General features: G+C 45.9%; 16 protein-coding genes and 1 pseudogene. 5 read left to right on the top strand and 12 right to left on the bottom strand.

The features are described from left to right. Positions 1–7 precede the first annotated feature (7 nt). Positions 8–604, bottom strand: coding sequence for a DUF1989 domain-containing protein (locus MKX71_RS01785; protein WP_003246345.1), 597 nt, complete (start codon positions 602–604; stop codon positions 8–10). Positions 605–733: 129 nt separating this feature from the next. On the opposite strand from MKX71_RS01785, the gene MKX71_RS01780 reads away from it, so the two are divergent. Further along, on the top strand, positions 734–2,074 hold the full coding sequence (locus tag MKX71_RS01780; protein WP_339231671.1) for an amino acid permease: 1,341 nt from the start codon (positions 734–736) through the stop codon (positions 2,072–2,074). Position 2,075: 1 nt separating this feature from the next. Here the strand turns inward: MKX71_RS01780 and MKX71_RS01775 are convergent, their stop codons facing one another. From MKX71_RS01775 to MKX71_RS01765, 3 genes are all read right to left on the bottom strand, one after another. Further along, positions 2,076–2,837: a YqcI/YcgG family protein gene (locus tag MKX71_RS01775; RefSeq protein ID WP_339231670.1), complete on the bottom strand. Its 762-nt coding sequence runs from the start codon at positions 2,835–2,837 to the stop codon at positions 2,076–2,078. 69 nt (positions 2,838–2,906) lie between these two features. Further along, complete coding sequence (locus tag MKX71_RS01770; RefSeq protein ID WP_003246469.1) at positions 2,907–3,536, bottom strand: LysE family translocator; 630 nt, start codon at positions 3,534–3,536, stop codon at positions 2,907–2,909. Positions 3,537–3,609: 73 nt separating this feature from the next. Then, entirely contained in the window at positions 3,610–4,074 is a 465-nt protein-coding gene (locus MKX71_RS01765) for a MarR family transcriptional regulator (RefSeq protein WP_003246360.1), read from the bottom strand. 112 nt (positions 4,075–4,186) lie between these two features. On the opposite strand from MKX71_RS01765, the gene bmr3 reads away from it, so the two are divergent. Beyond that, positions 4,187–5,725, top strand: coding sequence for a multidrug efflux MFS transporter Bmr3 (gene bmr3, locus MKX71_RS01760; protein ID WP_069322350.1), 1,539 nt, complete (start codon positions 4,187–4,189; stop codon positions 5,723–5,725). Positions 5,726–5,768: 43 nt separating this feature from the next. Here the strand turns inward: bmr3 and MKX71_RS01755 are convergent, their stop codons facing one another. The 5 genes and pseudogenes from MKX71_RS01755 to MKX71_RS01735 all read right to left on the bottom strand — a co-directional run bounded on the left by MKX71_RS01755 (position 5,769) and on the right by MKX71_RS01735 (position 12,846). Beyond that, entirely contained in the window at positions 5,769–7,394 is a 1,626-nt protein-coding gene (locus tag MKX71_RS01755) for an L-lactate permease (protein ID WP_069322349.1), read from the bottom strand. A 31-nt stretch (positions 7,395–7,425) separates the two neighbouring features. Then, the gene (locus MKX71_RS01750; RefSeq protein ID WP_144483791.1) at positions 7,426–8,391 is read right to left on the bottom strand and encodes an L-lactate dehydrogenase; all 966 of its coding nucleotides are present in this window, start codon (positions 8,389–8,391) and stop codon (positions 7,426–7,428) included. Between the two features lie 176 nt (positions 8,392–8,567). Beyond that, on the bottom strand, positions 8,568–10,547 hold the full coding sequence (gene amyE / locus MKX71_RS01745) for an alpha-amylase (RefSeq protein WP_339231669.1): 1,980 nt from the start codon (positions 10,545–10,547) through the stop codon (positions 8,568–8,570). Between the two features lie 148 nt (positions 10,548–10,695). Further along, positions 10,696–11,297: pseudogene (locus MKX71_RS01740) on the bottom strand (DUF6773 family protein). 115 nt (positions 11,298–11,412) lie between these two features. Next, complete coding sequence (locus tag MKX71_RS01735) at positions 11,413–12,846, bottom strand: YfcC family protein (RefSeq protein ID WP_029727054.1); 1,434 nt, start codon at positions 12,844–12,846, stop codon at positions 11,413–11,415. Positions 12,847–12,995: 149 nt separating this feature from the next. Here MKX71_RS01735 and MKX71_RS01730 point away from each other — a divergent pair, with 149 nt between their 5' ends. Further along, complete coding sequence (locus MKX71_RS01730; protein ID WP_029317212.1) at positions 12,996–14,147, top strand: M20 peptidase aminoacylase family protein; 1,152 nt, start codon at positions 12,996–12,998, stop codon at positions 14,145–14,147. Positions 14,148–14,185: 38 nt separating this feature from the next. Here the strand turns inward: MKX71_RS01730 and opuAC are convergent, their stop codons facing one another. The 3 genes from opuAC to opuAA are packed head-to-tail and all read right to left on the bottom strand — an operon-like array spanning position 14,186 to position 17,170. Beyond that, complete coding sequence (gene opuAC, locus MKX71_RS01725; protein ID WP_003246462.1) at positions 14,186–15,067, bottom strand: glycine/proline betaine ABC transporter substrate-binding protein OpuAC; 882 nt, start codon at positions 15,065–15,067, stop codon at positions 14,186–14,188. Further along, positions 15,067–15,912, bottom strand: a complete 846-nt coding sequence (opuAB, locus tag MKX71_RS01720) for a glycine/proline betaine ABC transporter permease subunit OpuAB (RefSeq protein ID WP_339231668.1) — start codon at positions 15,910–15,912, stop codon at positions 15,067–15,069. The genes opuAC and opuAB overlap by 1 nt, the downstream gene beginning before the upstream one ends. Position 15,913: 1 nt before the next feature. After that, positions 15,914–17,170 carry a glycine/proline betaine ABC transporter ATP-binding protein OpuAA gene (gene opuAA / locus MKX71_RS01715; protein WP_003246301.1) on the bottom strand — a complete coding sequence of 419 codons (1,257 nt, stop codon included), beginning with the start codon at positions 17,168–17,170 and terminating at the stop codon, positions 15,914–15,916. Positions 17,171–17,459: 289 nt separating this feature from the next. On the opposite strand from opuAA, the gene MKX71_RS01710 reads away from it, so the two are divergent. Beyond that, a complete protein-coding gene (locus tag MKX71_RS01710; protein WP_010886398.1) occupies positions 17,460–17,762 on the top strand; it encodes a metalloregulator ArsR/SmtB family transcription factor in 303 nt (100 codons plus the stop codon). Between the two features lie 68 nt (positions 17,763–17,830). Then, positions 17,831–19,003 (top strand): MFS transporter, encoded by a 1,173-nt coding sequence (locus tag MKX71_RS01705; RefSeq protein WP_003246304.1) that lies wholly within the window; start codon positions 17,831–17,833, stop codon positions 19,001–19,003. The last annotated feature ends 34 nt before the right edge of the window (positions 19,004–19,037 follow it).

Genomic DNA, 19,037 nt, shown 5'->3' with positions numbered 1-19,037 from the left:
AGAGAGATCAGCTGACTTCAACCCGTATGGATGTCACACTGTCGCCATTGCATTTCCCTTTTTCAATCGGGCAGGAAGAAAACGCGACAATTAAATCCATCTCCGCCCTGAGCCTTACATAATCTCCGGCATTCGAAAGCGGCGTTTCCACAGACAGATTCCCTTTCTCATCAAGGACAGTATTCATAAAAATCGCAAATGGGTAATGCATGTGGGGCTTCGGTACGCCAAACTGCTCAAGCGCACGGTTCATATTGTCATAGCACGTATCCTGAAACTCATCCTTTTGCTTCCCATATAAGAGCCTGTTCATATCAGGACGGCAGGCGGGCAACAGCAGATCATGCTTGCCGACCGTATCTTCAATCAGGGTTAACATCGGCTTATACAGGTTGGAGTAGAGATGGTCGTTGACCTTCACATGAATGGAGTGATTGGCGTCTATCGTCGCTCCCTGATCAAGGTGTTCATAAAAATCCTTGGCATGGTATGCGACAAAATCAGCCACCTGCTGCCCTTCTACATCAACCACCTTTAAAATCTGCCCCTTTTTCAGCTTCAGCCCAAGCCCTTTTTTCGGCTCCACAATATATTGCTGTGTCATTGGTTTGCTCCTTTTTTCATTAGTATGAGCGTCTGCTTCCTTCTCCATGTAAAAAGAGGCAAAAATCCGATGTATATAAGCTTTGGACAGATCACAATCTAACCTTAGATAAAAGGGGTTGAATAAATAATGAGCCAAACAAAAAAAGACCAGCCAAAAGGGAATCTGGCTTGGTGGCAGCTGTCACTGATCGGAGTCGGCTGCACGATTGGAACAGGCTTCTTTCTCGGTTCCAGCATCGCAATTGTAAAAAGCGGTTTTTCCGTTCTCCTTTCATTTCTGATCGCAGGGATCGGTACGTATTTTGTCTTTGAACAGCTCGCCAAGCTATCGGCGAAGCAGCCGGAAAAGGGCTCATTTTGTGCGTATGCCCGAAAAGCATTCGGCAAATGGGCAGGCTTCAGCAACGGTTGGGTGTACTGGACATCAGAAATGCTGATTACCGGAAGCCAGCTGACAGCCATTTCGCTCTTTACGAAGCATTGGTTTCCTCAAGTGCCGCTATGGGTGTTTGCCTCAATCTACGCAGTACTTGGGCTCCTTATTATTTTCACCGGCCTGTCCGTCTTTGAAAAAACAGAAAACGTGCTGGCAGTGATTAAAACAGCTGCTATTTTTATGTTTATTGTCATTGCCATCCTGGCTTTATGCGGTATCCTGTCCGGCGGAAATCATGGCATACATGTTCCAAATAAGACGAGTGAGTTTTTCCCATACGGCGCCATGGGGCTATGGACAGGTTTAATCTACGCGTTTTACGCTTTTGGCGGAATTGAGGTCATGGGGCTGATGGCGGTTCACTTAAAAAAACCTGAGGAAGCGTCTAAATCAGGGAAACTGATGCTGGCAACGCTGGCGATTATTTATATCATTTCAATCGGGCTTGCTCTGCTTTTGGTTCCGTTACACAAGTTTACAGAACAGGACAGCCCGTTCATTACGTCGTTAAAAGGATACAACCTTGAGATCATCCTTGATATATTTAACGGGATTTTCATTATCGCCGGGTTCTCGACCCTTGTCGCTTCGCTATTTGCCGTTACGACATTGCTTTGTACGATGGCTGATGACGGCGACGCGCCGAAATGCTTTACCTTAAAGGAAGGCAAAAAAATTTGCTGGCCGGCCTTGGGGCTGACGTTCGCGGGGCTCGTCTTATCCATCATTCTGTCTTTAGTGCTGCCTAAAAACATTTATGAGCACATGACGACAGCAGCCGGGCTTATGCTTTTATACACTTGGCTGTTTATCCTGTTCTCCAGCAAAAAGCTGACCGAACCCGAGGGCATGGGGAAAACGCAAATTTATTTAGCGATGATCCTGATTGCTGCGGCAGTGTCCGGTACATTGTTTGAAAAATCAAGCCGGCCCGGTTTTTTTGTGAGCATAGGCTTTCTCGCGATCATTGCCGTCGTGACCATGATCTACCAGAAAAAGCAGGGACATAAAGACCGCCCTGCCAGCTCTTGATTTATTTCATTTTGTTGAACATGCTCTTAAAATAAGAAAACGGGCATTTTGATACCTGTTTTTCATCGTCACGGAGGAAATACTGTTTCCATTCACGATTATCCATTCCTCCGTACCAGCCTAATTCCGGGTGAACCGGGGCTTGATCGTAGGCTTTTAACCGGGATCGGATCAGTCTGCTCATGTTACGGCCAAATGCAGTTGATCCATTTAGGTCATCAAACACCCACCTTGGCTGAAACGTGACCATAAAAAAAGGAAAGCTCCGGCTTCTTCTTGCCTCGTGCCCCGGTGTAGCGCACAGAATGAAATACGGCTCGCCGTCAAAACAAAACTCCCATTTATAATGCTCGGGATCGGCCGGAATGTCTTCCGGCCATTCTTTTTCGTCTTGATGACTCAGTCTATTTAAAAAGCGCCAAAACAGCTCTTCATACGCTTCAATCGAATAATGCTCCGCCAAATCTTCCGGTGTATCAAACAACACAACGAGGGATGCGTATTTTCCCGTGTCCCGCGATATCTTGCCGTACTCCGCAAGCAACGGAGCCAGTTCCTCCGCTGTACGGTTTTCCCGCGGATCTCCGGCAAAAGCAATCCGAAGCTGATCAGTCAGAAACGCCTGACGTCCGGGAATGCACGGAAACGTATCCGCGTCGTCCCCCAGAGTTTCTGCCAGCAGCTCAAAAGCGATTCTTTGCCATTCAGGAAGCTCTTCCTGAATACGTTCCAGAAAACTTTTGGTGTAAATCCCATTCACCATTGATCCACCTCCAGTATCATCTGGATACTATATTAAAACTGGAAGCGGCAGGTGACTGTCCTTCATGAATCAGCCCAATAACTGTTTGATGCCCTGATAACCAAAGTAAAAGCCAAACACAAGGAGGGATACACCGGCGATTCCGGTCAATCCTCTCAATAGCTTTTCATGAAGCAGGTTTCTGAACGTACTGGCTGTGATAGCCATGCAGAAATCCCAGATTAAAATGCCGATCATGATGCCGGAGCTATAGATTAGAAGCTGATTCATATTGTAGGCCTCTGCTGTTTTCGCAAGAATGCTTCCGTAAATTCCAAGCCAAAAAAGGATGCTCAATGGGTTTGACAATGAAATGAGAAAACCCGATGCGAATGTTTTCCTGTATGACGGTTTCCCCCGCGAGCTTCGCACATCCATCGGTTCTCTGACGTTTTTAAGCGTTTCAATTCCGGTATAGGTCAGGACAAAAAAGCCGAAGAGCCACAAAAACGTTTTCACAAATGGAGCGGTCAAAAACTGTGACAGCCCGAAATAGATAAAAAGCATGTACAGCCCATCCGCTGTCATGGCGCCTAAACCGAAAATCCATGCATGCCAAAAACCGTTTTTAATTCCTTTGTCTATTTGCGCCGCATTCACTGGCCCCACAGGCGCAGACAAGGACAGTCCCAGCACAATATAGCTCAAAAAAATGTTCACCGGCCCGTACTCCCTTCTCTTATGTAACTTGTACAATTTATTCGGGAACGGGCCAAGCTATGCACAAATTCACTTACTGTTTCAGACGTTCAAGCTCTTCCTCCATAATATCGGCGGCTTTGCCTACAAAACTGAAAATGAGTTCCAGCTCCTCTTCCGTATATTCGCGGCACAAATCCATCGTTGACTCAGACAGAGGACGGAACAAATCCTTTATATGTTTTTTCGAAGCAGTCAAAGGGACGATTACGACTCTCCTGCGATCGTTCGGGTCCTTTTCACGAGCCACATACCCCGCTTTTTCCAGCCGGTCAACAAGCGCCGTGACGGAACCCGTGCTGAGGCCGGTTTTTTTCCCCAGTTCTCCGGCCGTCATCGGCCCTGCTTCATTTAAAATGTCAGCTGATTTCAAATCGGTGGGAAACAGACCGAGAGCTTGAGCGGCTGCCTGATGAAACAGAACCGTTCTTGTGCCCAGTTTTCGAAAAAGCTGAACAGCAGTCTTTTCCAACTCACTTCTGGAATTTCTTGTTGACAACTGACAGTCCTCCCTATAAAATCGAGTTTATCTTGATAATCGAGATATTCAACAATCAAACTATTATCATGATATCAGAACTTACATAGAAAAGTAAGAGGAGGTAGAACAAATGGACACAACAACAGCAAAACAGGCTTCCACCAAATTTGTGGTCCTCGGTCTCCTGCTGGGCATCTTGATGTCTGCAATGGACAATACGATTGTTGCCACCGCGATGGGCAATATCGTAGCCGATCTTGGAAGCTTCGATAAATTTGCCTGGGTGACGGCATCCTATATGGTGGCGGTTATGGCTGGCATGCCGATTTACGGCAAGCTTTCCGATATGTACGGCCGAAAACGTTTTTTCCTGTTTGGACTTATTTTTTTCTTAATCGGTTCTGCTTTATGCGGGATTGCCCAGACGATGAATCAGCTGATCATCTTCCGGGCCATTCAAGGGATCGGAGGCGGCGCGCTCCTGCCGATTGCCTTTACCATTATCTTCGATTTGTTTCCGCCGGAAAAACGTGGAAAAATGTCCGGCATGTTCGGTGCTGTATTTGGATTATCCAGTGTTCTTGGTCCGCTCTTAGGCGCGATCATTACAGATTCGATCAGCTGGCACTGGGTGTTTTACATCAATGTGCCGATCGGCGCATTGTCATTGTTTTTCATTATTCGCTACTACAAAGAATCTCTGGAGCACAGAAAGCAGAAAATAGACTGGGGCGGCGCGATTACCTTAGTCGTATCCATTGTATGCCTGATGTTCGCCCTTGAGCTTGGCGGCAAAACATACGATTGGAATTCCATTCAGATCATCGGGCTGTTTATTGTATTCGCCGTTTTCTTCATTGCCTTTTTTATTGTGGAGAGAAAAGCAGAAGAGCCGATTATTTCTTTCTGGATGTTTAAGAACCGCTTGTTTGCCACAGCACAGATTCTCGCTTTCCTGTATGGCGGAACATTTATTATTTTAGCGGTATTTATTCCGATTTTCGTTCAGGCGGTCTACGGCAGCTCGGCGACAAGCGCGGGCTTCATTCTGACGCCGATGATGATTGGATCAGTCATCGGAAGCATGATCGGCGGGATCTTCCAAACGAAGGCAAGCTTCCGCAATTTGATGCTGATATCTGTTATAGCTTTCTTTATCGGCATGCTGCTTCTTTCCAATATGACGCCTGACACAGCACGGGTATGGCTGACAGTCTTTATGATGATTTCAGGCTTTGGTGTAGGCTTTAACTTCTCCCTGCTGCCGGCGGCATCGATGAATGATCTTGAACCTCGCTTTCGGGGAACGGCAAACTCTACAAATTCATTTTTGCGATCATTTGGCATGACCTTAGGCGTCACCATTTTCGGAACGGTGCAAACAAACGTATTCACGAACAAGCTGAGCGACGCCTTCAGCGGTATGAAAGGCTCAGCGGGATCAGATGCTGCGCAAAATATTGGCGACCCGCAGGAGATATTCCAAGCGGGAACACGTTCCCAGATTCCTGATGCGATCCTGAATCGCATTATTGACGCGATGTCATCAAGTATTACGTATGTGTTTTTGCTCGCTTTGATTCCAATTGTCCTCGCGGCGGTTACCATTTTATTTATGGGGAAAGCCAGAGTGAAAACAACAGCCGAAATGACAAAGAAAGCAAATTAACATAAAAAAGCAGTACATGCTGGGCATGTACTGCTTTTTTATATTACACTCCTAATCTTGCAAGAATAAACGTCCATATACAAATGATCAATAACAGAATCAGGCTGTACGCCACTGTCCTTTTAAACAGTTTAGATTCCTTGCCTGTTTGGCCGACCGCTGCGGCAGCGATGGCGATAGATTGAGGAGAAACAAGTTTCGCCATGACACCGCCCGCCGTATTTGCGGCTAACAGCAAATCTGAACCCGCACCGATCTGCGCTCCCGTGACAACCTGCAAATGGCCGAACAAAGCATTATTGCTGACAACAGAACCGGTGATGAACACGCCAATCCAGCCGAGAACAGGACTGACAAACGGGAACAGGTCTCCTGTTTTCGCCAATGCTAACCCAATTGAAGAGCTGAGCCCTGCGAAGTTGGCCAGATTGGCAAACCCCATCACGAAGCAGATCGTGATAATCGGCACCCACAGCTCTTTTCCCGTCTCCTTCAAGGAAGCAAAGGCATCCCGATAAGAGAAATTTTTGCTGAACAGCCCTGTCACGATGACCGCCGCTAAAATCGCTGTTCCAGTCGCTGACAGCAGATCAACTTTAAAGACTGCATCTAACGGCATGGCAGATGGCGCAATCGGCGGCATTTTCATAATTTGCTGATGCAGAAAAGGCATTTTGAACAGGAGCGTTGATTGATATAATAGCCCGCCTTCTTGGAAAAGCGCTTTGAAGGCAGGAAGGCTCCAAATGGTGATCGCCGCAGTTAAAATGTAGAAAGGAGACCACGCTTTCGCAATGTCAGCGGCACGGTATGCCTTTTTCTCACCAGCATCGCCGGCCCCTGCCTCGCGGTAAATCTCTTTCGGCTGCCATTTGCGGAGGAAGAGGGCAAGCCCGCCCATGCTGAATAAGGCCGCCAAAATGTTTGCTAATTCCGGCCCGAGCACCGCCATTGTCAGTGTCTGAACCGCTGTATACCCACCGCTCACAACCAGAAGAGCGGGCCATGTCTGTTTGATTCCTTTCATTCGGTCTAATAGGAATACAAGCAGGAATGGTATGAAAAATGAGATCATCGGCAGTGTCCACATTAATGTCCGAGACAGCTCAAGAGCAGACAAATCACCAATCTGCGCCCCTGTGATGACAGGAATCCCAATCGCCCCAAAGGCTCCGGAGGCGGCGTTTGCAATCAAGCAGAGCGCCGCCGCTTTTAACGGTTTAAAACCAAGTTCGACGAGCAGCGCCGCACTAATCGCAATCGGAACACCAAAACCGGCCGCGCCTTCTAAAAACGCGTTAAAACAAAAACCAATTAATAATAGCTGTAATCGTTGGTCAGGCGAAATGCCGGCAATGCTGGACCGAATAATGGTAAATTTCCCGGTTTTCACTGCGATTTTATACAGCCACACCGCCATCAGGACGATGTAGCCAATAGGCCACAGCCCGCTCCCGATTCCTAACAAAACAGAAGAAATCGCTTTTTCAACCGGCATATGAAATGCCAAAACGGAGACGAAGAAACTGACGGCTAGGGTAAGAAATGCCGCAAGAATGCCTTTCATTTTCAAAACAGTTAAAGCCAAAAGAAAAAAGAGAATCGGTGTGAGCGCCACAAGTGCGCTCACATACTCGTTTCCAAACGGATCATACAACTGCTCCCACATTGACAATCAGCCCTTTACTCTAAAGTTGCGGTTAGTTGACTTTTTGTTCTGCAAAATGAGGTTTTAAAATGTTTTTAAGGACGCCGGCGCTGTGAAGGAACTGTTCTTTTTCTTTCTCATTTAAGTTCAGCTCAGTGATACCTGCGATCCCTCCGCGGTTCACGACAGCCGGCACACCGATGTACACGTCCTCTGCACCGTATTGCCCGTCCAAATATGTGCTGACAGTTAATATGCTGTTTTCATTATGAAGAATGGCTTTTGTAATGCGAGCAAGACTCATCGCAACCCCATAATAAGTCGCGCCTTTTTTCTCAATGATATGGTAAGCTGCGTTTTTCACATCATCTACAATTTGGTCCAGCTCTTCTTGTTTGTACGCATCGTTTTTCTCAACGAGTTCACTGACCGGCACACCGCCGACATTCGCATGGCTCCAAACAGGAAGCTCTGTGTCGCCGTGCTCTCCGATAATATGTGCGTGCACGTTTTGAGGCGCTGCGCCAAAGTATTCGCTCAGCATGAAACGGAATCTCGCAGAATCTAGTGTTGTGCCGCTTCCGATCACCCGCTCTTTTGGCAGGCCGCTGAATTTCCATGTTGCGTAAGTCAGGATATCAACCGGATTTGTCGCGATTAAGAAAATGCCGTCAAATCCGCTCGCCATGACTTCACTAACGATGCCTTTGAAAATCTTCAAGTTCTTTTCTACTAATTCAAGGCGTGTCTCACCAGGTTTTTGGTTTGCTCCGGCGCAAATGCAGACAATATCAGCATCCTTGCAGTCTTCATATGTTCCGTAAGATGTTTTGACCGGTTGTGGCGCAAACGCCTTTCCGTGGTTTAAATCCATCACATCGCCCATTGCTTTTTCTTTATTTACATCAATGACCACAAGCTCATCTGTGATCCCTTGGTTAATTAACGCAAATGCATAACTGCTTCCAACAAAACCCGCTCCGATTAAAGCTACTTTATTTACATGTTTGTTCATCATTAATCATCCTTCCAGGGTATGTTTCTCTTTGATGTCTTTTTATTTGTGAAGTATTTCACATTTATATTGTGCAATACTTCACAAACTTTTGCAAGAGAAAAGTTTTGTCTGATTTATGAACAAAAAAGAAACCATCATAGATGGTTTCTTTCGGTAAGTCCCGTCTAGCATTGCCCTCAATGAGGAAGAGAACCGCTTAAGCCCGAGTCATTATATAAACCATTTTGCACGTAATCAAAGCCAGGCTGATTCTGGCCGGGCACTTGGGCGCTGCCATTATTAAAAATCACTTTGGCGTTGGTTGTATCCGTGTCCGCAGGCAGCGTCAGCGTGTAAATTCCATCTGCATTTTTAGTCATTGGTTTTCCAGGCCAAGATCCGGTCAATTCAATTGCCCGGCTCCCATCATGTTTATAGATATAAGCATTTACCTGGCTCCAATGATTCGGATTTTGATAGCCGATGGTTTTGGCCGAAGCTGGATCTCTTTTAACAAAACTGTATTCCTCGGTCCTCGTTACACCATCACTGTTCGTTCCTTTTAACATGATGGTGTATGTTTTGCCAAATGGATCTCCTTTTCCGATTGTGAATTGATCTCCATCCTTAAACGCCGTCTCTGGTCCATTATTGATTTGATAAACGGCTTTTGTTGTATTCGCATCTGCACGCAAGGTAATCGTCAGTTGATCATTGAAAGAATGTGTTACACCTGTTTTGTAATTCTCAAGGAAAACATGAGGCGCTTTTGCAATATCATCAGGATAAAGCACAGCCACAGACCTGGCATTGATCGTGCCTGTCAGTTTACCATCATTCACTTGAAATGAACCTGCCCCAGCTTTATTGTCATACCTGCCATCAGGCAATTTTGTTGGCGTATTGATAGAAACAGAGGATGAACCTGCATTTGCCAGCACAACGCCATGTGAGCCGCGCTGATTCATAAATATCTGGTTGTTTCCATTTGGGTTCGAGAGCTCCTCAGGCTGTCCAGCCATCACATTGTGAAATCTATTGACCGCAGTGATGGCCTGATCTTCAAATAAAGCACTCCCGCGATCGCCTATTTGGCTTTTCCCCGGGAATCTCACACCATTTCCGCCTCCCTCAGGTCTGGAAAAGAAAAGAGGCGTACTGCCTGAACGAGAAGCTATCACCGCCCAGCCTAAACGGATATCATCATCGCTCATCCATGTCGACTCTTCATCATCATTGGCATACGTATCATGCGACTCTACCCATGTCACTAGCTTGTCCGCAGACACATCAGATGCATAGTGGGAGATATTCGACACGCCCAGATTACGATTCTTTAAAGCGGACCTTATGGAATGCCCATAGTTAGACGCTGTCACATCCATATAATTCGCATATGCAGCATCTCTGGAGGCACTATCCTGCAGGATTTCTCCGTATTGGAACTCTGCAGATGTATTTGTGATAGTCGGCCAAAATTGACTGCCGTAACTCCCATCATCTGGAAGTTCTATATGTTTGGCGGCATCAAAGCGAAAACCGTCTGCCCCGTCATTCAATGCTCTTTCTAAGAACCGTTTCAGATAGGACTGTACTTGTGTATTTTGTGTATTCCAGTCATACAGCCCGAGCAATGAATTCTGCGTGACATCCCATCGATCCGACCAGTTTTTAATTTGTGTGTTTCCATGTGTCCAGTTTGGAATACTCTTAATCTCATTGGAAATCGCGGCATAGTCACTGGTGGTATGATTGATGACCGCGTCAACAATGACCTTTATGCCATATTCTTCAGCGGCTGCACACATTTCTTTAAATTCTTGTTCAGTACCTAAGTAACGGTTGCCAATTTGGTACGATGTCGGCTGATACAGCCAGTACCAGTTCGACATGCTTTTATCTCCTTGGTTCCCTTCCTTTACTTGGTTAATCGGAGATGTCTGAATGGCTGTATATCCTGCATCATGAATATCCTTCATATTATGTTTTAACGTATTGAACGACCAATTCCATGCATGAAGAATGGTTCCGCTTTTGATCGACGGTGCTGTAAGCTCATTCGATTTGTTCGCCGTTTCAGCACTCGCAGCCGCCGGTCCTGCCAGAACCAAATGAAACAGCAATAAAAATCCAGCGAATAACGGCAGTAAAGAGGTTTTGAATCGTTTTGCAAACATTCTTGACACTCCTTATTTGATTTTTTGAAGACTTACTTCGGAGTCAAAAATCCCTCTTACTTCATTCTTCCGCTTCCTCCTTTCAAACCGATGTGAAGACTAGAGAATTTTGTTAACGCTTACATTTAAAATTATCACAATCACTCTATCAAAACAACTTGGCAGAGTGAATACAAATCAATGTTCCTATAAAAAAAGCTGCCCGAAACTGTGAACGCTTCCCTCGCTTTCCAAACAAAAAAAGAAACCATCTATTTTTCAAGATGATTTCTTTTTTATTTCTTCTTTTACCGCTCTTCTGTAAGCCAGCTTCACAATCACATACCGAAGCAGAAACAGAACGCCGCCGCAGACGATAAAAAGAAGAATCATTTTCAGCCAAGCGAAGAATGTATGGGGAATCCCCCTGTCGTACATCGTAAGCACCACTACCGCAAAGGCGACCGCAATTGATTCTATTCGCTGCTGCTTCACCCGTTTTTGCAGTTCTTCTTTGGTGTCTATTCTCGGCATGAGCATTCCGGATGCCGCAGCCCTGATGCAGTAATATAAGATAATGATGAACAAAAACACAAGGCTTGCAGCCCATTCTTTAAACGGAAATTCAAACATAATGCCGCGGATGATCACATCAAGCAGCGCAAATGCTCCCGCTATCATCCCAATCTCCGACCAGATTTTTTGTTCTTTTTCTTTTACTCTCTTATTTTTCCCATTCACGCCTGAAAGTCTATTACGCAGATTATTCATGACCTTCCTCCCGCACTTTTACGAATGGCTTATGGCTTACATGTTACAATAACAGCCTGCGCTTCTGCAATGAATAACTCAAAAGCCCGCCGTACAAGCCGGCGGGCAGCAATCGTTAAAACGGCCCCCAATTGATCATGACGCCGATCACGATAAAGACAAGCCCGATCAAGAACCAAATCAGAGCAAGCGGCACCATAAACCGCAGCCACTTGACATACGGAATACCGCTGGCGGCAAGCACCGCCATGAGAACGCCGGATGTCGGGTTCACACAGTTGACGACCCCTTCTCCAAGCATAACTGCCTCCACCGCAACCTGTCTCGTGATTCCCATCAAATCAGCGAGCGGCGCCAGGATTGGAATAAATACAACGGCTTCGCCAGACCCTGAAGAGATGAGAAAATGAAGCAGCGCACTGGCGATATACATGCCGATTGCACCAGCAATCGGGCTGAATCCATCCAAAAGTGAAGCCAAAGCATTGACGACAGTATCGAGAAGCTTTCCATTTTCAAGGATAACCGAAATGCTTCGTGCCATCCCGACAATCAGCGCCCCGTATACAAGACTTTGGCAGCCCGTAATGAAGGTTTTGGCAATATCGTTCGCCGCAAGCCCGCCTATTAAACCGGCAAGGACAGAAATAAAAATAAATGTCGCAGCCATTTGGGAATCTGACCAGCCAAGCTTCAAAGCGCCGTATAAAAATCCGACAAGTGAGAGTCCCGCCACAGCCAAAATCAGCTTATGGCGAACGGTAAACGGCACTGACTGATCTTCTTCTTTACCGGCTTCGGCCATTCCTGCCGCAGGGAACCAATCTGTTCCTAACACACTGGCATCTTTTGATTTTTTTAATTTTCTCGTATACAAATAGATATAAATAATAGAAGACAGCAAAAAGCATATGTATATCACAACTCGCAGGCCGATTCCTGAGAAAAGAGGGAGCTCCGCGATTGATTGTGATAAACCGAGCGGTGACGGTGATAATATGGTGGAGTTAAATCCAGCGTAGCAGCCGATGTATATAACAGCGGCTCCCGCGACTGCGTCCCATTTTAAGGATCGTGCCACAATGAGGCCGATGGGGATAAAACCGATAACTGAATTCACGACAATCCCGGTTGTTCCGAGAATGGAGAACAATGCGCCGACAATACAAATAAATAATAATTGCTTTGTGCGGAATTTGCTGATGACATTGTAAATCAGGCCATTGATGGCACCCGTTTTTTCTAGAATAGCAATGGTGCCGCCTGTGAATAAAATCAGAAAGATGATGGGTGCTGATCCAACCATTCCATCCTGTAGAGAAGTAAAAAAGCTGATCAAGCTGACCGGAGACTGTTCAATTGAATGATAGCTTCCCGGAACAGCGGTCGTGACATCCCCCTTTGTCACGCGGTCAAATTCACCTGCCGGCACAATATATGAAGCGATTGCGCAAATGAAAGCAATCATAAATAAGAGGACATAGGCGTCAGGCATTTTAAATGTCATTCGTTTTTTCTTAGGCTGTGTTTCGGCTGCTGGCATACTCATATTTCGATCCATCCCCTCTGTTTGAAAATATTAATTATTCTGAATAGTAGCAATATGTGCTATATTATATACAGCCTATCTTCCTGTTTCAATATAAATAAAGTAAAGAAGGTAAAAATTCATTCTGATAGAAGGAGGTATTTCTTACCATGCAAAAGCTTTCAGAAGACATGAAACAAACCATTATGGACATCTTCGAGCATCTGCACGCGAACCCTGAAGTCAGCTGGAAGGAATATGAGACAACTTCATTTTTGAAACAAAAGCTTGAGGATTTAGGGTGCCGGACGCGCACGTTTTCAGACTGCACCGGGGTTGTCGGCGAAATCGGCTCAGGCTCACCTGTTGTAGCGGTACGCGCTGATATTGACGCGCTGTGGCAGGAGGTTAACGGCACATTTCGCGCCAACCATTCCTGCGGACACGATTCACATATGACAATGGCATTGGGCACATTAATGCTGCTCAAAAAACAACCTGAGCTTCCGAAGGGCACAATCCGTTTTATCTTTCAGCCGGCAGAAGAAAAAGGCGGCGGCGCCTTGAAAATGATAGAAGAAGGCGTGCTTGATGATATCGACTATTTGTATGGCGTTCACGTCCGTCCGATCCAGGAAACACAGAACGGCCGCTGCGCTCCGTCTATTCTGCACGGATCAAGCCAGCACATTGAGGGAACGATCATCGGGGAAGAGGCTCATGGCGCCCGTCCGCACCTCGGGAAAAACAGCATTGAAATTGCGGCATTTCTTGTACATAAGCTCGGACTCATTCATATTGACCCGCAAATCCCGCATACCGTCAAAATGACAAAACTTCAAGCCGGCGGTGAAAGCTCTAACATCATTCCAGGAAAAGCATCGTTCAGCCTTGATTTGCGCGCACAGACCAATGAAGCCATGGAGGCGTTAATCGCCGAAACAGAAAGAGCCTGTGAAGCGGCCGCCGCTGCATTCGGCGCAAAAATCGAGCTGCAAAAAGAACACAGCCTTCCTGCGGCAACACAAAACAAAGAAGCTGAAGCGATCATGGCAGAAGCCATTACAGATATCATCGGGGCTGAGCGGCTTGATGACCCGCTTGTCACTACCGGCGGAGAGGATTTCCATTTTTACGCCGTGAAGGTGCCGAATCTGAAAACAACGATGCTCGGACTAGGCTGCGGGCTCCAGCCGGGGCTCCATCATCCGCACATGACCTTTGACAGAAATGCGATGTTCAACGGCATTCACATTTTAGCGAATGCCGTGCTCAAAACATTTCAGAAGGCGGAATCACTTGCTGCCGCTAACGCTTCTTAACGCAAAAAAAGCAGCCTGGCTACAGGCTGCTTTCTTCATTACTTCTTCAAATCTTCAATTGAGTTGACATTTTTCATATATTGAGGAACAACAAGCCCCATCTTCACACCAGTCATACTGGTGCCAATATCATCATATTTGCCTTTATATTTAGCGGCGTATGCTTTATGGGTATTCGGCAGCCATGCGGAAAGGGATGCATCCGCACTTCCCGTTGCAATTGCAGTCCACATCGGCCCAGCCTCTACCTGAGTAAGTGTTACCTCATAGCCCAAGTCTTCTAAGACTTTGCCTATGACGTTTGTACTTGCAATCTCACTGTCCCACGCCACATAGGCAAGGTTGATTTTGTCTCCCTTCACCTTTTGAACGCCTTTTGTCCATTCGGCTATCTGATCCTTGTGTTTATTGACGTACTCAGCAGCAACTTTGGCAGGTTTCTCGCCTTCTTCCACCTTGATCATGATTTCGCCCATTTCGTCTTGCGTCCATTTAAACTGGCTCAGAAGCTTTGCGGCATTCGGCTGCTCTTTGCTGAAGCCTTTGCGTGTGATCGTATGGATTTCCTCTGCGCTGCCATAAGATTGTTTCGGATCATCGAGATATTTCAGCTTATATCTGGAGAACATCCAGTGCGGTGTCCATCCTGTAATGATAATCGGTTTCTTACGGTCGTATGACTTTTTAAGCGTAGCGGTCATCGCAGCACTTGACGCTGAAATCAATGTCCAGTCATTCAGGTCATAATCCTTCATCGCTTTGTCAGTCAGGGACATAATCCCTGAACCGGGGTCAATCCCGATGATGGTCTTATTCACTTGTTCTGCTGCGGATGCATTTTCATCGTTTTCTGAACCGCAAGCCGCAAGTGAGAGCGCCAGCATGGCGGAAACGCCGATGCCGATGATTTTTTTAAGCATCAGGCATTCCCCCTGCTTTTCTTCACTTTAATATTTTGAGTAATACGGTCCAGGGTAATGGCAACGATAACGATGGCGATACCGGCCTCTACTCCGACCCCAGTTTTCAGCTGTGTAACGGCACTGTATACTTCAGAACCAAGTCCCGGTGCACCGACCATTGCGGCAATAACAACCATTGATAATGCAAGCATGATGCTCTGGTTGATCCCGGCCAAAATCGTTTTTGTCGCAAGCGGAAGCTGAACTTTAAACAAACGCTGAGCTGTTGTAGAACCGAATGCCTCAGTCGCTTCAATCAAATCCGCCGGCACTTGTTTAATACCGAGAACAGTCATGCGGATTGTCGGCGGCATCGCGAAGATAACAGATGCAACAACACCCGGCACAACACCGATGTTAAAGAAGAAAATCGCCGGCAATAGATATACGAAAGCAGGCATTGTCTGCATTAAATCAAGAATTGGCGTTACAATACGGCGAACCGTTTCTTTCTGAGACGCCCAAATTCCGATCGGAACCCCGACCACAATCGAAATAATCACAGATGTCAAAACAAGCGCCAATGTTTGCAGCATTGGGTCCCAATATCCTAAATAATCGATCAGGAGGAATCCAATCAACGTAAATAACGCAATTCCCCTTGTACTGATCCACCACGCAAGTGCGGCGAAAATAATCGTTAACAAAATAGATGGAATATATCCAAGACCGGTGACAATTCCATTTACAAAAGCGGCCAATCCGTTAGCGATTCCGTCGAAGAATCCGCCAAACGTCATCGTAATCCAGTCAACAAAACGGTCAATAATATCTGCTAAAGGTATTCTAGGCAGTCTATCCATCTTATTTCACCTCCTGTGCAGAAGGATCTTGTGTTTGTTCGTTAGTGCCTTCAGCATTGATATACTCGTTATTGCCGGCAAGTGCGCCAATCAGCGCGCCTCTTACGACAATTCCTTTCATTCTTTGCTTCTCATCCACAACCGCAATTGGAATATTCGCATCGGACACAACGTCAAAAATCTCAGTCAGATACGTATTCTCTGGTACAGTCGTAAATTCTGTATTCAAGATGTCTTGAAGTGACAAATCAGACTCAGCCGCTTTTTTCGCATCAGACGCATAGATAACACCTAATAATTTCTTTTGTTTATCCACTGCATAAATTGAAGAAATTCCAAGGTTTTTCATCAGTGTCAATGCTACGCGAGGCCCTTTATCAATCCGCACTGTTTCAGCGCGTTTCATAATGTGGCCTGCTGTGAGGACTTTAGACAAATCAACATCTTCGACGAATTTCTCAACATATTCGTTAGATGGATTCATCAGGATTTCTTCAGGCGTGCCGATTTGAACGATGTTGCCGTCTTTCATTAGGACAATTCTGTCGCCGATCCGCAACGCTTCGTCCAAGTCATGCGTAATAAAGATAATTGTTTTTCCGACATTATCGTGAAGATCAAGAAGCTCATCCTGCATATCTTTACGAATCAGTGGATCAAGCGCACTGAACGCTTCGTCCATCAGAAGGATGTCCGGATCATTTGTCAACGCGCGGGCAAGGCCGACACGCTGCTGCATCCCGCCGGAAAGCTGGTCGGGATATTGGTGTTCAAATCCTTCCAGTCCAACGAGCTTAAGAGACTCAAGCGCTTTTTGCTGCCGCTCTTGTTTGTCTACACCTTGAAGCTCCAGTCCGTATTCTGTGTTTTCAAGTATCGTTCTGTGCGGAAACAGAGCGAACTTTTGGAAGACCATGCTGATTTTTTTCCGGCGGACTTCCCGGAGCTGGTCTTTTGACATATTTGTTATCATGTCACCATCAATGTAAATATTTCCGGCAGTCGGTTCAATAAGCCGGTTTAACATCCGTACTAAAGTTGATTTACCGCTCCCTGATAGACCCATGATGACAAATATCTCACCATCATATACTTCAAAATCTGCCTGATTAACCCCAACGGTTGATCCGGTTGCTTTCAGGATCTCTTTTTTTGTCTTTCCGTTGGCAAGCATTTGAACTGCCTTCTTTGTTTGTTTCCCAAAAATCTTAGAGACTTTCTCGACTTTTATCTTAATTGGTTTCTCATCTACACTCATATTTTCCCTCCATATTAAGCAATCTTTATTACCGTAACATTTATGTAACTTCCCACACAAACAGCATATTCTCTTTTATTCTGTACCATTTCTTTATAAACATCCATGTGACCACATGATCTTATTTATGCTTCTAAATGCTCTGTAATCCTCCTATATGATTGTATTTTACGGGTGATTTTTCTCCTACCTTTAGTTGAAAACGCTTTTATTGGAATTGAATTCCTCCTTCCTCTTATGACTTCCTGCTCCTTTACTGGAAAAATAAGTTGCTTTTTCAACACCCATTATGTATTATAGTTTCATGACTATGAAACAATCAGATGATCAAATCAGAGCTCAAATTTTTAAAGCACTGTCTGATGAATCAAGGCTTGCCATTATTCGTACGCTTTATGTCAGCGGAAAAGAACTCAGCTGCGGTGAAGTAGGTGAAAAGTGCAATATTGTCAAAACCACGGCATCTTATCATTTTAAAACGCTGCGTGAAGCGGGATTGACGGCAACCCGGAAAGATTCGCGGACAAAATACGTCAGTCTGCGTGAAGACACATTTCAAACATACCTGCCTGGCTTTTTGGAAACCCTCTAACAAAGGGTTTTCTCTATACATATCTGTTTCATAGTTTTAAAGTTATAAAACAATAGGAGTGATAAAATTTGAATCGCATTTGGCTTTTCTTCAGTGTCATGTTTGTCATTGGCACGGATACCTTTTTGCTTTCGCCGCTTCTCCCCCTTTTACAGGATCAGTTTCATGTCTCTACTGATTTGTCAGGCTGGATGGTCAGTGCTTATGCACTCGGTTATGCACTCTTCGCTTTCATTGCAGGCCCAATCTCAGACCGGCTGAACAGGAAAACAGTCATGCTGTGGGGACTTGCAGGCTTTATCGTATCCACATTTTTATGCGGCATCGCTCCCTCTTTTGCCGCCATGTGCCTGTTCCGTTTTGCCGCAGGCGTTAGCGCTGCGTTTGTGACGCCTCAAATTTGGGCGTCCATCCCAGTCATTGTCCAGCCTTCTCAGATCATAAAAGGCATGGGGATTGCGACAGCAGGTTTGGCCGCTTCACAAATGCTCGGACTTCCTATTGGAGGGTTTCTCGCTTCCTTTACATGGCATACGCCATTTTTCGTTTTGTCAGCGTGCTCGCTTATTCTTCTATTGATCCTGGCGGCGGTCATGCCTGGCATCCGGCCTTCTGAACCATTGGCGCGCCCATCAATTGTCAACCCCTATCGGGAGCTTTTTTCATTGCCGAAAACATCGGTCATTCTGCTTGCCTATTTTCTGTTTCAAACCGGAAACTTCGCATCGTTCAGCTTTCTGGGTACTTGGCTTTCCGCGGATTATCATTTAACCGTGTCACAAATTGGCGCAGCTATGCTTGTACTCGGACTGGGAAATATGCTCGGGAGCCTTATCGGCAGCCGGGTTTCAGAAAAGCTGGGCATGTTTAAAACACTGATCAGCGGGATGCTGCTAATGGGCGCTCTCTATTTCGCTCTTCCGTTCTTTCCAAACTTGTTTTTAGTAGAAGCCGGCTTTTTTCTCACGTTCTTTACAGCTGGCATCATCTTTCCGTTAATGATGGGTGTCTTTCAATCCATTGCACCAAATGCGCGAGGAACCATCGCTTCCCTTTCCAATGCCGCTATGTATGCCGGAACCACTGTCGGTACAAGTATTGCAGGTTTTTTATATCAAAGCACACAGCATTTCGGAGCTGTCACAGGATTTACTGCCATTCTGTTCATACTTTCTATGACGCTCTACCAGACAATCAGTAAAACCGGGAAACGCCAATCCACAGCCCGGGCGCAATTGTAAAAAAGCACCTCATTCAAGAGGTGCCTCAGATTGT

Source organism: Bacillus sp. FSL M8-0071 (genome assembly GCF_037975455.1).
Taxonomy (GTDB): domain Bacteria; phylum Bacillota; class Bacilli; order Bacillales; family Bacillaceae; genus Bacillus; species Bacillus subtilis.
Note: the sequence above shows the minus strand (reverse complement) of the source record. Positions and strands in the feature narration are given on the sequence as shown.

Bases quoted from the DNA above. Each gene is read 5' to 3' on its own strand.
- MKX71_RS01735 (WP_029727054.1), bottom strand. From the start codon at position 12,846: ATGAGTATGCCAGCAGCCGAAACACAGCCTAAGAAAAAACGAATGACA.
- MKX71_RS01775 (WP_339231670.1), bottom strand. From the start codon at position 2,837: ATGGTGAATGGGATTTACACCAAAAGTTTTCTGGAACGTATTCAGGAA.
- MKX71_RS01750 (WP_144483791.1), bottom strand. From the start codon at position 8,391: ATGATGAACAAACATGTAAATAAAGTAGCTTTAATCGGAGCGGGTTTT.
- MKX71_RS01755 (WP_069322349.1), bottom strand. From the start codon at position 7,394: ATGTGGGAGCAGTTGTATGATCCGTTTGGAAACGAGTATGTGAGCGCA.
- MKX71_RS01780 (WP_339231671.1), top strand. From the start codon at position 734: ATGAGCCAAACAAAAAAAGACCAGCCAAAAGGGAATCTGGCTTGGTGG.
- opuAA (WP_003246301.1), bottom strand. From the start codon at position 17,170: ATGAGTGTAGATGAGAAACCAATTAAGATAAAAGTCGAGAAAGTCTCT.
- opuAB (WP_339231668.1), bottom strand. From the start codon at position 15,912: ATGGATAGACTGCCTAGAATACCTTTAGCAGATATTATTGACCGTTTT.
- MKX71_RS01730 (WP_029317212.1), top strand. From the start codon at position 12,996: ATGCAAAAGCTTTCAGAAGACATGAAACAAACCATTATGGACATCTTC.
- MKX71_RS01785 (WP_003246345.1), bottom strand. From the start codon at position 604: ATGACACAGCAATATATTGTGGAGCCGAAAAAAGGGCTTGGGCTGAAG.
- amyE (WP_339231669.1), bottom strand. From the start codon at position 10,547: ATGTTTGCAAAACGATTCAAAACCTCTTTACTGCCGTTATTCGCTGGA.
- opuAC (WP_003246462.1), bottom strand. From the start codon at position 15,067: ATGCTTAAAAAAATCATCGGCATCGGCGTTTCCGCCATGCTGGCGCTC.
- MKX71_RS01710 (WP_010886398.1), top strand. From the start codon at position 17,460: ATGTATTATAGTTTCATGACTATGAAACAATCAGATGATCAAATCAGA.
- bmr3 (WP_069322350.1), top strand. From the start codon at position 4,187: ATGGACACAACAACAGCAAAACAGGCTTCCACCAAATTTGTGGTCCTC.